This window comes from Prochlorococcus sp. MIT 1011 (assembly GCF_047305235.1).
Classification (GTDB): Bacteria; Cyanobacteriota; Cyanobacteriia; order PCC-6307; family Cyanobiaceae; genus Prochlorococcus_B.
Genome location: NZ_CP138983.1, coordinates 115,551 through 129,533, shown reverse-complemented (window position 1 = coordinate 129,533; position 13,983 = coordinate 115,551). Strand labels below are relative to the sequence as shown.

General features: G+C 36.5%; 13 protein-coding genes, 1 tRNA gene and 1 other RNA gene. 5 read left to right on the top strand and 10 right to left on the bottom strand.

The features are described 5' to 3' along the window. Positions 1–13: 13 nt before the first annotated feature. Positions 14–721 (bottom strand): heme oxygenase (biliverdin-producing), encoded by a 708-nt coding sequence (locus tag SIB75_RS00600; protein WP_413683536.1) that lies wholly within the window; start codon positions 719–721, stop codon positions 14–16. A gap of 79 nt (positions 722–800) precedes the next feature. Between SIB75_RS00600 and SIB75_RS00595 the strand changes: the two genes are divergently transcribed. Next, complete coding sequence (locus SIB75_RS00595; RefSeq protein WP_413683535.1) at positions 801–2,225, top strand: NADP-dependent isocitrate dehydrogenase; 1,425 nt, start codon at positions 801–803, stop codon at positions 2,223–2,225. A gap of 28 nt (positions 2,226–2,253) precedes the next feature. Here the strand turns inward: SIB75_RS00595 and SIB75_RS00590 are convergent, their stop codons facing one another. The 5 genes from SIB75_RS00590 to SIB75_RS00570 form a co-directional block, all read right to left on the bottom strand. Next, positions 2,254–3,606 carry a four-carbon acid sugar kinase family protein gene (locus SIB75_RS00590; protein WP_413683534.1) on the bottom strand — a complete coding sequence of 451 codons (1,353 nt, stop codon included), beginning with the start codon at positions 3,604–3,606 and terminating at the stop codon, positions 2,254–2,256. Between the two features lie 30 nt (positions 3,607–3,636). Next, entirely contained in the window at positions 3,637–4,821 is a 1,185-nt protein-coding gene (locus tag SIB75_RS00585; protein WP_413683533.1) for an alpha-hydroxy acid oxidase, read from the bottom strand. 147 nt (positions 4,822–4,968) lie between these two features. Continuing rightward, the gene (locus SIB75_RS00580; protein ID WP_413683532.1) at positions 4,969–5,826 is read right to left on the bottom strand and encodes a galactose mutarotase; all 858 of its coding nucleotides are present in this window, start codon (positions 5,824–5,826) and stop codon (positions 4,969–4,971) included. 3 nt (positions 5,827–5,829) lie between these two features. Then, a complete protein-coding gene (locus tag SIB75_RS00575) occupies positions 5,830–6,741 on the bottom strand; it encodes an alpha/beta fold hydrolase (RefSeq protein ID WP_413683531.1) in 912 nt (303 codons plus the stop codon). A gap of 119 nt (positions 6,742–6,860) precedes the next feature. Further along, complete coding sequence (locus SIB75_RS00570) at positions 6,861–8,234, bottom strand: cation:proton antiporter (protein ID WP_413683530.1); 1,374 nt, start codon at positions 8,232–8,234, stop codon at positions 6,861–6,863. A gap of 164 nt (positions 8,235–8,398) precedes the next feature. On the opposite strand from SIB75_RS00570, the gene SIB75_RS00565 reads away from it, so the two are divergent. Continuing rightward, a complete protein-coding gene (locus SIB75_RS00565; RefSeq protein ID WP_413683529.1) occupies positions 8,399–10,918 on the top strand; it encodes a glycogen/starch/alpha-glucan phosphorylase in 2,520 nt (839 codons plus the stop codon). 4 nt (positions 10,919–10,922) lie between these two features. Here the strand turns inward: SIB75_RS00565 and SIB75_RS00560 are convergent, their stop codons facing one another. The 3 genes from SIB75_RS00560 to SIB75_RS00550 form a co-directional block, all read right to left on the bottom strand. Beyond that, positions 10,923–11,375 carry a hypothetical protein gene (locus SIB75_RS00560; RefSeq protein ID WP_413684747.1) on the bottom strand — a complete coding sequence of 151 codons (453 nt, stop codon included), beginning with the start codon at positions 11,373–11,375 and terminating at the stop codon, positions 10,923–10,925. Positions 11,376–11,411: 36 nt separating this feature from the next. Then, on the bottom strand, positions 11,412–11,750 hold the full coding sequence (locus SIB75_RS00555; RefSeq protein ID WP_413683528.1) for a hypothetical protein: 339 nt from the start codon (positions 11,748–11,750) through the stop codon (positions 11,412–11,414). A gap of 100 nt (positions 11,751–11,850) precedes the next feature. Next, a tRNA-Arg gene (locus SIB75_RS00550) sits at positions 11,851–11,924 on the bottom strand. 35 nt (positions 11,925–11,959) lie between these two features. On the opposite strand from SIB75_RS00550, the gene rnpB reads away from it, so the two are divergent. Continuing rightward, positions 11,960–12,363, top strand: an RNA gene (rnpB, locus tag SIB75_RS00545) — RNase P RNA component class A. Positions 12,364–12,436: 73 nt separating this feature from the next. Next, positions 12,437–13,180, top strand: a complete 744-nt coding sequence (rnc, locus tag SIB75_RS00540) for a ribonuclease III (RefSeq protein WP_413683527.1) — start codon at positions 12,437–12,439, stop codon at positions 13,178–13,180. Here rnc and SIB75_RS00535 read toward each other — a convergent pair. Next, positions 13,170–13,355, bottom strand: a complete 186-nt coding sequence (locus SIB75_RS00535) for an NAD(P)H dehydrogenase subunit NdhS (protein WP_413683526.1) — start codon at positions 13,353–13,355, stop codon at positions 13,170–13,172. The two genes, rnc and SIB75_RS00535, sit on opposite strands and share 11 nt — an antisense overlap. 45 nt (positions 13,356–13,400) lie before the next feature. On the opposite strand from SIB75_RS00535, the gene rimM reads away from it, so the two are divergent. Beyond that, the gene (gene rimM, locus SIB75_RS00530; protein ID WP_413683525.1) at positions 13,401–13,931 is read left to right on the top strand and encodes a ribosome maturation factor RimM; all 531 of its coding nucleotides are present in this window, start codon (positions 13,401–13,403) and stop codon (positions 13,929–13,931) included. The last annotated feature ends 52 nt before the right edge of the window (positions 13,932–13,983 follow it).

Here is a 13,983-nt window from a genome sequence, read left to right as displayed (position 1 = left end):
AATTTTAATTTCATTACTCTGTACTACCTTTTCGCTTTTTATTTGCAAAAAATCTAAATAAAACTTTCCCTATAGCAGCAATTAAATTTCCCTCTAATTCATTAAAAATATCCATATTGTATTTAAAAGATCTATTAGCCTCTTCTATAATTGAATCTGCTATCTTTTGATCAATAGGAAGATTATCTAATGTGTTTCTATAATTAATTTTAAATTCTTTTTCATCGTTGATTTCCTCAAAAATATAAAAGCTAAGTCCTTCATCCCCAGCTAGATTCATAGCTTTTTTAGTGATTGTTTTCAAAAGCTGTCCCCCAGACAAGTCACCTATATATCTGCTGTAATGATGCCCAATTAAAAGTTCAGGATTATCCTTAGCGATTTCTCTAATTCTTGCTTCATATTCAAGAGCTGGCTTAGAGGGTTTTACCAATTCAGACCAATTACTACCAAAATAGAATGACAAATCTTGTTCTAATTTTTCCTTACGATAAAGCTCTTTAAATCCAATTGGAGAAATGATGGGATGCGAGTTTTTACAAAGTTTTTCTATTTCTTCCTCCATCGCAGAGTAAACGAAATATAAATCAGCTAATAAATTTCTGTATGAGGACTGATCAACCACTCCCTTCAGGAAACAACTTATAAAACCTGTATTTTCAGCCATCGTATGAGACTTTTTAGTCCCTTCACGAAGTTGCCTAGCCAAGGCTACTGCCATGAGTTCAAAATCATTTAATCAAAACTTACCACTTAGACATAAGCTCAACATTATATCAATTAATCGCTGAATAAAAATTATGGCAAATTTTGAAAAGCTCACTGCACCATCAGAGGGGCAAAAAATTACTTTTGTTGATGGAAACCCAGTAGTCCCAGACCATCCAATTATTCCATTTATCAGAGGTGATGGAACAGGGATAGATATTTGGCCAGCTACACAATTAGTAATTGATAAAGCTATTGAAAAAGCTTATGGAAAAAATCGATCCATTGAATGGTTCAAAATCTATGCAGGTGATGAAGCTTGCGACTTATATGGAACTTATCAATACTTACCAAAAGATACTCTAGAGGCGATACGAACTTTCGGGATAGCAATTAAAGGCCCTTTAACCACACCTGTAGGCGGAGGGATTAGATCTTTAAACGTATCTCTAAGACAGATTTTTGATCTATATTCATGCGTTAGACCCTGCAAATATTACGCAGGGACACCAAGCCCTCATAAAAAGCCGCAAGATTTAGATGTAATTGTTTATCGAGAAAATACTGAAGATATTTATATGGGTATTGAATGGGAGTCTGATGATCCTGAATGCATCAAATTGATTGATCAACTGAATAATGAAATAATTCCAGCTAGCCAAAAACTAAAAAACAGGAAGATTCCAATCGGAGCAGGAATTGGAATTAAACCAGTTAGCAAGAGTGGTAGTCAAAGACATATCAGACGTGCAATTAAACATGCACTCACCCTTGAAGGGAGCAAAAGACATGTGACCTTAGTTCACAAAGGCAACATTATGAAATTCACCGAAGGAGCTTTCAGGGATTGGGGATACGAATTAGCAACCACGGAATTCAGGAATGAATGCGTAACTGAAAGGGAAAGTTGGATTTTAGATAATGTAGAAAAAAATCCTCGCATCTCCTATGAGGAGAATGCCGAGTTGATTGATCCAGGTTATTCATCTTTAACAGAAGAGAAAAAGAAAGCTATATGTGATGAGGTTTGTTCAGTTCTTAAAAGCATTGGAAGTAGTCATGGCAGTGGGAAATGGAAGGATATGGTGATGGTTGATGACCGAATCGCAGATAGTATTTTTCAACAAATTCAAACTCGTCCCCAAGAGTATTCCATACTTGCAACTCTCAATCTAAATGGTGATTACATATCAGATGCTGCCGCTGCAATTGTAGGTGGACTGGGGATGGCACCAGGTGCAAACATTGGAGATAAAGCAGCTATTTTCGAGGCCACCCATGGGACAGCTCCAAAGCATGCAGGCTTGGACAGAATAAATCCAGGTTCAGTAATCCTAAGCGGAGTAATGATGCTGGAATATTTAGGTTGGAATGAAGCAGCAAAATTAATTACAAATGGATTAAGCAAATCTATTTCAGATAAACAAGTTACTTATGACCTTGCAAGATTAATGGAACCACGCGTAGAACCTCTTAGTTGTAGTGATTTTGCTAAATCAATTGTTGAAAGATTTTAACTAAAAATTTTTTAGAATCTTGGAGAAATTAAGAATCATACTCCATCAATCTAAATGATTCTAGAAGTGTTTTTTCATTACCTAGATTCCCTGGGAAAGTAACCACTGGCAAATTATTTTGATCAGAATCACTCTGTACTATAGACAAGCCTGGTAATATTTGACCTTTTAAAATTACTTGATTAAAATTTAATCCTCTTTGAAGTAAAAGTTGTGTTGTAATACCTCCTTTACTAATAATATATCCTAATTTTTTACTTATTTTCCCAACTAAGATTGCCATAAACTCAGCCAGTGCAAGCCCATACTTCATTCTTGTAGAGTGAGATGAAAATTTCATCTCTTCTCGAGTTGTATATAAAACAGGTATTTTATTTGTATACAAAATATTATCTATTTTCGATAATAAATTATCCTCCAACTCTAAAATTAGCTTTTTACAATCTTTTGAGGCAAAAATATCAGCTAATTTGCTGACAGATATTTCCAAACCTTTACAGGAATTATCTTTCAATAAAAACTCTAGTTGATCTGTCGCTAATTTCACATGGGAACCGACCATTATCAAACCTGGCTTATATTTAAACTGATTATTTTTAGATTTCAAAGATACTAAATCTGCAGAACTTTGAGGGTTGGATGGTAATCCAGATAAAGAGTTAATAAAGCTTGCTGCAGTTCTGAAAAGAAATCTTTTCTCTGTAGAAACTACTTTAATCGCGCTAGCAAGTGTTTCTAAATGATGTGGTAATTTTGCATCGACGACTACTGAAATATTATTTTCCAATTGAGACAAAAAGCTTAAAAGAGATATAAAACCAGCTTCATTATTAAAAGCCATTTCTAATTGTTTAATATCTATATGCAAGATATTTTCCGCCTGAATCTTTCCAAAACTTTTTTCTTCAATCCATTTAGCTAAATCACTTGTAGAAAAACCAAAAATACTATCACGACCAAAATCAGTGCAATGGACAGGAATCCCATTTAGATAATGAATACCTTTTTCAGTTGTTCTTCCACCTTCCAAAAAAGCTGGAATATGAAATGTTGCATGAAATGGGCCTAATTCTTCAGCAAGAATTGCAGGCTCCAAAACACCATGACCACGTAATGTTGAATCACCTCTACTGATATAAAAATAATCTTCTTTAGAATATCCTTGTATTAAAAAAAACTTCTTGATAGCTAAACATATTGCTCTGGTTTTCTTAACAGCCAAAACAGACGACAAAGATCTTGTGTTCGCAAGTATAAATATCAAAGGTGAAGGCTGTTTAAATGCTTTCTCTAGAGTTTTCTCATCCCAATTTAATAATAATGGGCATCCATAAACAGTTTGAGATCCAGTTGGATCATCATCAAAAATAATGATTTTCATAAAAGATTAATCTATTATTCAACCAAAGATTTATTCAAATCTCTCCCAACTTTCAGGAACTTGAATATAAGATTTATTCAAATCGGCAACAGATCCACACCCCAATAGTTTCATTGTTCTTATTATGTCTGTTTGAAGAATTTCTATAGCTCTGGCAACGCCTTTACCTCCCGCAGCAGCAAGTCCATAAGCATATGCTCTACCTATCAAAACCCCTTTCGCGCCAAGACATAATGCTTTAACAACATCACTACCACTGCGAATACCTCCATCTAGCAACACATCTATTTTTCCTTCGACTGCAGCTAAAATTTCAGGCAAAACACGGATCGTGGGAGCAACGCTATCAAGTTGCCTGGCTCCATGATTAGAAATAACTATTGCATCAGCACCTAGCTCAGCCGCTTTTTTTGCGTCATCACCAATATGTATACCCTTAACAATAATCTTTCCACCCCACGCCTCGCGTATCCATTTAAGATCCTCCCAAGTAACAACTGATTGTTCTAAAGCAGGACCAATTGCTGTATAGCCCATAGGGCCATCATCTAGTTGAACATTCGGAAAACTCATTAGACCTCCATCACTTAACCATTGAGTCAACCAACATGGTTTAACTAATATTTGAGGAATATAAGGAAGCATCTCAAAAGGATTCCTCGACAAAAGCTGTTGGGTTCCAGATCGCATATCTCTTTCCCTCAAGCCAGATACAGGTGTATCAATCGTTACAACTATTGCTGAGAATCCTGCCTTTTTAGCTCTAGCAATTGTTTTCAGAGCGACTTCTTTACCACCTAGCAAATAAAGCTGATACCAAGCTGGCCAGCTTGTAGCAGCTTTAACATCTTCTAATAAACAACCTGAGAGAGTAGACAAGGTATATCCAGTTCCAGCTTTTCCTGCCTCTCTAGCTGCAACAACTTCTCCCTTGGGATAGAACATCCTGCTACTCCCAACTGGTCCCAACAAGAAAGGAAGTTGAAATTGCTGATCCAAAACAGATATTCCAAGATCACATGATGGAACAGAGACTGCACATCTAGGACGAAATAAAATTTCATTATATGCGTTGCAATTTTGTGAAAGTGTTTGTTCTCTATCTGCACCACTATCTATATAGTTAAAAACCATTGCCGGTAGACGATTTTTAGCTCTAGACCTTAGGTCGTCAATATTAAGTACTCCTGGAGAGGAAACATCTGCTCCTAACATTATTCATCACAAATTCATGAATATTGAATCTATAATATATTGATCGTAGATGCAAAAATTAACGAAATATTGAAATATTTGTCATACAAAAAAACTATAAATTAAATTTAATTAGTGACAAATTATACTCCTGAAAAACATAAATAACTAAAAAGAATTATGCTTAAAAGTAGTATATAATTCAATATATTCTTCTGGTTTAATTTCGAGTTTTCTATCCCCAGTGACCAATGAATTCCTTGGGCTAGTCCAAGGCTCAAGGCAAACCATTTGCCTTGGAGGATCAGTCCATATTACCGATGTATCCATTGGCTCTTGATAAATTAATTCAATTACATTCCTAGACAAACTATCGAAAAGCTTAACCGAGGAAGAAGGATAAGATAGAAAATCGACTCCTTTAGCTAAAATTCTAATTTGATCAGATGCATTCGTAACTTTCATATTTGTTTGATCAATACATTTTTCAGGTAATCCATCTATCTTTATTTTTTGCAAATTTGAAACTTGAAAATATGGATGCAGGCCAAAGCTAAAGGGCATAGAATCTTTACTCTGATTATAAATTTTCACCGATATTTGAAGACTTTTTTCTTTCAATTGAACATCCATGATAAGGGTGAAAAAGAAAGGAAATTGAGAACGTGAGTAATCAGTTTCCATAAGCTTTAGCCTTATTCCTGATTTGTCTTTAATTAAACTAATTGACCAAGGTAAATCTCTTGCAAAACCATGCTGTTTCAATAAATACTTCTTACCAGCTATTGAATAGTCTTCAGATAAATCACCGCATATGGGGAAAAGTATAGGTATTCCTCCTCTTATACTTTTATCTTTATCTAAAAAACGTTCTAAATCAAAATATAAAAGATCTTTCCCTTCACTTCGCCATTCAGTAACCAACCCTCCTCTTTCAGGGACAATTCTTATTAATGAATCAAATTCAGTATTTTTATATTCCCAGTGAGGATAGGGGTTTTTCTTTTTTGTGAAACTGACGGACATCGATTAAAGCTGATCGATCCATTCTAAAAGAGCGGAATTAACCTGATCAGGGACTTCATCATGTGGACAATGGCCAGCATCTAAAACAACTTCTTTTGTATTTTCAGGGGTGTGTTTTTTATAAGTAGCTCTTTTACCAGGTGCATTCATCCAAGGATCTCTATTCCCCCAGAGCAATAGTAATGGAGCCTTCAACTGAGCAAACAACTCATCAAGTGGTCTCCCCTGAGGTCCTGCGGGATCAAAAACACTTTTGAAGACATTAAAAGCCCCAGCATCCAAGGAAGGTTTTCGTATGGCTTCTACTAATTCATCATCAACGTTAGAAGTATCAATATAAACTTGATTCAAAGTACGTTTAATTGTTGAAGGCTGTCTAAGATTTTCAAAAATTATCCTTTGCAATAGAGCATTTTTGAGAAAGATTCCTACGACAGTCTTTCTAGCAGTAGCCCAAAATCCTGTTGTTGGCTTTTTATCCTCACTGAAATAACCAGCTGCATTCAATAAAACAACACCTGCTGCTTCAGCACCCAAAGCAGCACCACTTGCAAGCGCGGCATATCCTCCTAGAGAGTTACCAACAAGTATTGTTGGTCTCCCTATATTTTCTTTAATGTAAGAGACTATTTGATCTTTCCAAAGTGGACCTCCATAAGCAAGACCTCCGGGTTTAGAACTTTTACCAAAGCCTAGAAGATCTAAAGCATGTACTTCATACTGCTTCCCAAGTACTGGCAAATTATGCCTCCAATGTGTTGTTGAGGCACCAAAACCATGAATTAAAAGAATCGCTGGACCTTTTTCTTCATCAGTCTTACTTTTATGCGCTTCAGGAATAATGCTCAAACTGTGAACAGAATGACCTAAGAATTTCCAATCAGAAAGATTTTTTTCTACAACTGAGGAAACCATTTAAGAATAAACTGACACTTATAGATCTTAGTAAATCATTGTTAGAAAGAGATTGGTTATTTTATTTCTTTTTTTCGAAATTTCCTCACCTTTCGGTAAATAAAGTAAATAAATTATTTTTAAACTAATCCAACTGGATCAGCTGCAACCTCATCAGGAATGGAATTACCTCCTGAAGGTGGTTTATCTTTCAAAACAACTCTTAGCAAAACAGGAGCCAAAAATGTTGTTCCAATAACCATCAACAATATTGCAGCCTCAAGGGAAGGAGTAAGCAAACCAGCACTTGTTCCTAATCCTAAGAAAATCAATCCGACCTCACCTCGAGGCATCATCCCCAAGCCAACTACCAATCTATTTGTTGGTTTATCAATGACAAAGCACCAACCAGCAGCAATTTTACCAACAATTGCAACAGCAAATAAGAAACCAGCCACAATCAAAGCAGAGCGACTCTGTGGATCAAGAGGATTAATTACAGATAGATCCATGCCTGCTCCAACAAGCACAAAGAAAATAGTTGCGAATAGCGATACCAATGGCAAAACAGATTGTTGAATTGCGTGATTATTTTTTGAACTACTTAATATCAATCCAGCAGCAAAAGCACCCAGAGCAGCTTCTAAACCTATAGCAGTAGCTACAAAACAGCTCAGAACCAATATCACAAAAGAAGCTACAACGACAGCTCCAGGAGCTTTAAGTCTTTCAAGCAACCAATCAAAAGCTGGGGCAGCTGTTCGACTCAAAGCAATCGCAGCAAAGACAAAAACAGTTGCAGCTAATACTAATTTGACAATTGGAGCAATTTGCAAAGATCCTCCCGTAGCAAGAGCTACTACTACCGCAAGGATGACAATTCCAAGTATGTCATCCAATACTGCTGCGCCAATAACAATTTGACCTTCACGAGTTTTTAAATAACCAAGCTCACCAAAAACACTTGCAGTAATACCTATGCTCGTTGCGGTCATAGATGCACCAGCAAATATCGCAGGAATAATATCTACTTGGAAAATAAACATTAATCCAAAAGTTCCAAAAGCAAATGGCAAAATCACCCCTGCCATAGCAACTGTGAATGCTTGTGCTCCAACTGCTACGAGTTCCTCTAATTCACTTTCCAGACCAGTTAAAAATAACAATGCATATAGCCCTAAAGTTGCTACGGCTTGTAATGACGGAAAAGTTTCAAAATAAATATCTGGGACTGCTTCTTTAGGTACTGAAGCAAGTGTGCTGATAACAGAAACAAAACCTTGATTCAACTCAGCATGAGCACTTGGCGGCAATAGCAGATGCAATCCCGAGGCACCAATTAAAACTCCAGCAAGAAGTTCACCAACTATCGTAGGCAAACTTAGTCGAACCAAGATTTCAGCCAAAGTCCTCGCCGCAACAAAGATCATTAAGAAATTAATGACACCTATAAGTGTTTCTGCGACCTCGACATCATGCGAATTCAGGGCTGAGACTAAAGGAGTTAATACCATCAGGTTTTCTAGAAAAGCCTTTTCTTTAAGACATAAATTACCTAATCACAGAGCATATTTGGGATAAGTATCAAAGGTGACTTAATTAATAAGGTGTGGATCTGAAGTTACTAACTGATTACTCAGACTTTATTGGCTAGCGTCCAAAAACATTTGATGCCCCTATGAGCAGCTCCCAGTCAATAGATCTGCGTCTGCCTACCCCAGGATGCTATGCCGATCCTGTTAGGGCTGGCATGGATGCCGATGCTGTCTTCGATGGAATGACTGAGCATCTATTTTTCACTCTCGGCAAACTTGCTACTTCGGCAAGCCTTCGAGATCTCTACATGGCTTTAAGTTTTGCTGTAAGAGATAGATTGATGAGCAGATATCTCACAAGCCAAGAAACAATCCGAGCAAGACCTCAAAAAACAGTCGCATATCTTTCCGCTGAATTTCTAATCGGACCTCAATTAAACAATAATTTATTAAATTTAGGGATCAAAAAAGAAGCAGAAGAGGCTCTTAAAAGGTTTGGTATTGAATCTCTTAATGAAATATTGGAAGTAGAAGAAGAACCTGGACTCGGAAATGGAGGCTTGGGTAGACTGGCAGCTTGTTATATGGAATCACTTGCAAGTCTTCAGGTTCCTGCAGTGGGTTATGGCATAAGGTACGAATTTGGCATTTTCAATCAGTTAATTAGAGATGGTTGGCAAGTAGAAGTTACTGATAAATGGCTCAAAGGGGGTTGGCCATGGGAATTACCTCAACCAGACGAAGCTTGTTTGGTTGGTTTTGGTGGGCAAACAGAGAGTTACACAGATGACAATGGAAATTATCGATCCAGATGGATTCCAAGCGAACATGCAATAGGTGTTCCACATGATGTTCCCGTTCTTGGTTACAGAGTTAATAGCTGCGATCGCTTGAGGTTATGGAGAGCTGATGCAACCGAAAGTTTTGATTTTTATGCTTTCAATATTGGTGATTACTATGGTGCTGTTGAAGAGAAAGTAGCCTCAGAAACTCTTTCCAAGGTGTTATATCCCAATGATGGAACTGATGAAGGAAGAAGATTGCGCTTGAAGCAACAACACTTTTTTGTAAGTTGTTCTTTGCAAGATATGCTTCGAAGTCTAGAGAAGCGCTCTATACCTATTCAGGAATTTCCAGATCATTGGACTGTTCAACTTAATGACACTCATCCAGCAATTGCTGTTGCTGAGTTAATGAGACTTTTAATCGATCAGCATCGACTTGATTGGGAAAAAGCTTGGGAAATCACCAATAGATCTGTTGCTTACACAAACCATACTTTGTTACCTGAAGCTCTTGAAAAATGGGACCTCAGTCTATTTAGAAATTTATTACCCAGACATCTAGAACTTATATACGAAATCAATAGGAGATTCCTTCAACAAGTAAGACTTAAGTATCCAGGAAATGATTTAATTCTACGAAAACTTTCGATTATTGATGAAGAAGGTGGAAAAGCTATTCGAATGGCACATTTAGCGACAATTGGAGCACATCATGTAAATGGAGTAGCTGCCCTACATTCAGATTTAATAAAAAGACAGTTATTACCTGAATTTGCAGAACTCTGGCCAGAAAAATTTACTAACGTTACTAATGGCGTGACCCCGCGTAGATGGGTGGCTTTAGCAAATCCTGAACTTTCTAAACTTCTTGACAAAGAAATTGGTCCAAATTGGATTACCAATATGGATCTATTACTTGAATTAGAAAAAAAAGAAAACGACTCAAATTTTTTAGATCTTTTTGCTTCAGCCAAACTATCTGGAAAAAGAAAACTTGCTGGTTACATACATAAACAAACTGGAGTTCTTGTAGATCCTTCAAGTTTATTTGATGTACAAGTTAAAAGAATTCACCAATATAAGAGACAGCATTTAAATGCATTGCAAGTCATTGCTCAATATCTAAGGATTAAAAATGGAATAACAAAAAATATTGCACCTCGTACGATCATTTTTGGTGGTAAAGCTGCGCCCGGTTACTTCATGGCGAAGTTAATGATTAGATTTATCAATGGCATAGCAGATGTTGTTAATGCGGATCCTGATATGGAGGGATTACTAAGGGTAGTTTTTCTTCCTGACTACAATGTAAAACTTGGTGAGCAAGTCTATCCAGCTACTGATCTTTCTGAACAAATTTCTACTGCTGGTAAAGAAGCTTCAGGAACTGGGAATATGAAATTCGCCATGAATGGTGCACTAACAATTGGGACACTTGATGGAGCCAATGTAGAGATTAGAGAAAGAGTAGGGGCGGAAAACTTCTTTTTGTTTGGAAAGACAGAATCAGAAATCATGGAACTAAGAGATCAAGGGTACAGTCCAAATAGTTTTATTGCTGAATCAATTGAGCTACAAGAGACTCTTAAGTTAATAGAAGTTGGGCATTTCAGTAATGGTGACAGTGAGCTATTTAAACCAATAATAAATATTTTGACAGGGAATGATCCTTTCTTTGTGATGGCAGATTTTGATGATTACCTTCGGGCGCAAGATGAGGTTAGTAAAGCCTGGAAAAAAAGTCAGCAATGGAACCGTATGGCGTTATTAAATACAGCAAGGTCAGGCTTTTTCTCATCAGATAGATCTATTAGAGAATATTGTCAATCTATTTGGAAAGTTAAACCATTACCTGTAGAAATAAGTTGCGAAAAATAAATATCTACTTATCAGGCAAATCTGGAGTTTGATGTAATAATCTATTCAACCTTAATCTATCAATATTTAATGGATCTGGAGCAAGTTCGCCAGCGACTTCTCGAAATTTATCTTCAACTTCATCAGGAACTTTGACATCGAAAATTCTTTCCATTAAAGCTTCAATAGAATATAGATGAGCATTAATATTCTCCAGGTCTGAAATTACTTGTGTAATCGATTTTTCTTTTTTCTCAGTAGTACCTTCTTTAAAATGTTCTTCAGATTGATTAAATGAATTTGAATTCATTTTCTTTTGCAAATCTTCTAAAACTCGTCCACATAAAGTTCTAAAGGACTGAAGAGCTGCCCAATTGATCTCTTGTTGTTTGCGCAAAGTGGGAAACTCTCTGATTAAACGATCATGTTCCCGATAAAATCTTAGGCAATCTGGACATTGGCAAGGTTCTTCAGGCACCTTCATCAAGGCAGCTTGCAACCATCATTGCATTTTTTAGGCCGTCATAGGAGGCTCATCGCTATATAAGTCTCCTCCACCTTCAGTATTATCTAAATCTGAGCTTTCAGGTAGAGGTATTTCAACGCTAGTAACCACTTGTATGACATCACGTAATCTCATTGAATCAGCAAACCATCCCATCGCTTGTTCTGTATCACCCCTTCCTTCTGCATCATTAGCTTGATCTTCATGTGCTTCAGCTAGAAGTGTTAACCAACATAAGCATCTAGCTTGAACAATTGATAAATCTAAATCACTGGGTTGTGAATTAGATATGTGCTCACTCTCTTGTTGAACAAGTAATCGCAAGCGAAGATCGTGAAGCTGGGCCATGTTGACTGATTCACTAAACCAACGCTAGCGAGAGAGTAAAGATTTTGCACACCCACCACATATAGGACTACAAAATTTTAGTTTTAATTCGTTTTTCGTACGGGGCTGGCGGGACTCGAACCCACGACCTACGGTTTAGGAAACCGTCGCTCTATCCAACTGAGCTACAGCCCCCTGAAATTAATTATGCCTTGAGGCATGATGGAGTTGAAAGCAGGGGAGGTGATCGCAATTGAACTTCAGCAAAAAGCTGAAGAATTCCATTGAGGAAAGTCCGGGCTCCTATTTGGCCAGGCTTGCTGGGTAATTCCCAGTGCGGGTGACCGTGAGGATAGTGCCACAGAAACATACCGCCTAATGCTTAATGGGGAAATCCCAACAAGCGCGGCAAGGGTGCAAAGGTGCGGCAAGAGCGCACCAGCAGCATCGAGAGGTGCTGGCTAGGTAAACCCCGGCTAGGAGCAAGGCGAGGGACTCTGGATGGCCATAAACCTTGTCCCTAATGAGAGCCGCTTGAGGCTATCGGCAACGTTAGTCCCAGATAGATGATTACCCATTCACTTTCTATAGAAAGAAGAATGAACAGAACCCGGCTTATGACCTGCTTTCACTTTATTAAATTTATACAAAGAAATAATATCAGAATCCTATTTTTTTATACATTCAATTATGTGCTTTAAATAATTATGAAAATCTCAATTCAAAGAGTAGAAGAAATAATTAATTTTATAAAAAGTCTAAATTTAGATCAAAAATATAAAAAAGAATTTACCAATGAAAAAATTAAAAATATTTTATATATTAATGAATCTTTAACACATAGTTCAGCAAATAGTGACATTAATTACGAGAATCTTGAATTTCTTGGAGATGCAGTTTTAAGACTCATTGCATCAGATTTCATAAAAAATAAATATCCATCTATGCATGTTGGAGAGAGATCTGAACTTCGTTCTCATCTTGTAAGTGATCAATGGTTAGAGGAAGTTGGTGAAAAAATAAAGATCAAAAGTGTATTAGTAATTGGGAAAAAGGCTCTTAGAGATAAATCAGCAAATGCAACTATTCAAGCAGAGGCAACTGAGGCATTAATAGGAGCTTTGTATGAAAGTCTCACGATTTTAGATCCTATAAAAGATTGGCTAATTCCATTCTGGAATGAAAAAAGTCAAGAAATTCTAGCTGATCCTCATAAGAAAAATTATAAATCAGCACTTCAAGAACTGACTCAACGTGAGGGATTATCTATTCCAGTATATAAAACGATTGAAATTGACAAAAAGCATGACAATCCAAAACGATTTTTTTGTACTGTTTATATCAAAAATCGATCCATGGCTGAAGGCTGGGGAAAGTCAATTAAACAAGCAGAAAAAAATGCCGCAAGCAAAGCATTAAAGGATTCCGATGCTAATTTTATTAGCTTTTAATAAGATCTTTCAAAGGCAGTGTCAATAATTTATCCCAATTACCTCCCTCAAAAAGCACTGCGGCTTTATCACCACTTATTCTTTGAACAAAGCCTTCATAACCATTATAAATTGACTCTTGATTATCAACAGTTACTGTTGTCCCAGGAAGGATAGGATCTTTTAAATTAGTCATAATTAAACATATTCAAATAAACTCTTAGAAAGTCTACTTATAAAAATGATCGAAAAAGATAAATGGATGTCAATAGGTGAAATTGTTGCTGCTCAAGGATTAAAAGGAGATATTCGCATTAAACCTAGCAGTGACTTCCCTGAAAGATTTACAAAACCAGGCAAACGTTGGATTCAAAAAAACAAAGAATTGCCCACTGAAATTAATTTAAGAAAAGGAACACTTATTCCAGGTAAATCTATCTATGTACTTTCTATCGAAGGAGTATCTAATAGGAGTTCTGCAGAGGCAATTATTGGATGGAAATTAGTCATACCAGTTGATAGCAGACCAAACTTGAGTAATAATGAATACCATTATTTTGATTTGATTGGTTTAGAAGCAAGAAAAGGTCCAAAAAAGACTTTAATTGGTTATGTAACTGACTTAATCAAAGGAGGGAATGACCTTCTAGAGATAGAGTTGGTAGAAGGTAAAAAAGTTTTAGTACCTTTTGTTAAAGAAATTATCCCAGAAATAGAAATTAAAGAAAAATGGCTGCTAATCAATCCTCCCCCAGGTTTATTGGAACTCTAAAAATCATTCAGATTTTCAATCAGAACATCAAGCATGGATTAAAAGGTTCTTC

Bases quoted from the DNA above. Each gene is read 5' to 3' on its own strand.
- SIB75_RS00600 (WP_413683536.1), bottom strand. From the start codon at position 721: ATGGCAGTAGCCTTGGCTAGGCAACTTCGTGAAGGGACTAAAAAGTCT.
- SIB75_RS00595 (WP_413683535.1), top strand. From the start codon at position 801: ATGGCAAATTTTGAAAAGCTCACTGCACCATCAGAGGGGCAAAAAATT.
- SIB75_RS00590 (WP_413683534.1), bottom strand. From the start codon at position 3,606: ATGAAAATCATTATTTTTGATGATGATCCAACTGGATCTCAAACTGTT.
- SIB75_RS00585 (WP_413683533.1), bottom strand. From the start codon at position 4,821: ATGTTAGGAGCAGATGTTTCCTCTCCAGGAGTACTTAATATTGACGAC.
- SIB75_RS00580 (WP_413683532.1), bottom strand. From the start codon at position 5,826: ATGTCCGTCAGTTTCACAAAAAAGAAAAACCCCTATCCTCACTGGGAA.
- SIB75_RS00575 (WP_413683531.1), bottom strand. From the start codon at position 6,741: ATGGTTTCCTCAGTTGTAGAAAAAAATCTTTCTGATTGGAAATTCTTA.
- SIB75_RS00570 (WP_413683530.1), bottom strand. From the start codon at position 8,234: ATGGTATTAACTCCTTTAGTCTCAGCCCTGAATTCGCATGATGTCGAG.
- SIB75_RS00565 (WP_413683529.1), top strand. From the start codon at position 8,399: ATGAGCAGCTCCCAGTCAATAGATCTGCGTCTGCCTACCCCAGGATGC.
- SIB75_RS00555 (WP_413683528.1), bottom strand. From the start codon at position 11,750: ATGGCCCAGCTTCACGATCTTCGCTTGCGATTACTTGTTCAACAAGAG.
- rnc (WP_413683527.1), top strand. From the start codon at position 12,437: ATGAAAATCTCAATTCAAAGAGTAGAAGAAATAATTAATTTTATAAAA.
- SIB75_RS00535 (WP_413683526.1), bottom strand. From the start codon at position 13,355: ATGACTAATTTAAAAGATCCTATCCTTCCTGGGACAACAGTAACTGTT.
- rimM (WP_413683525.1), top strand. From the start codon at position 13,401: ATGATCGAAAAAGATAAATGGATGTCAATAGGTGAAATTGTTGCTGCT.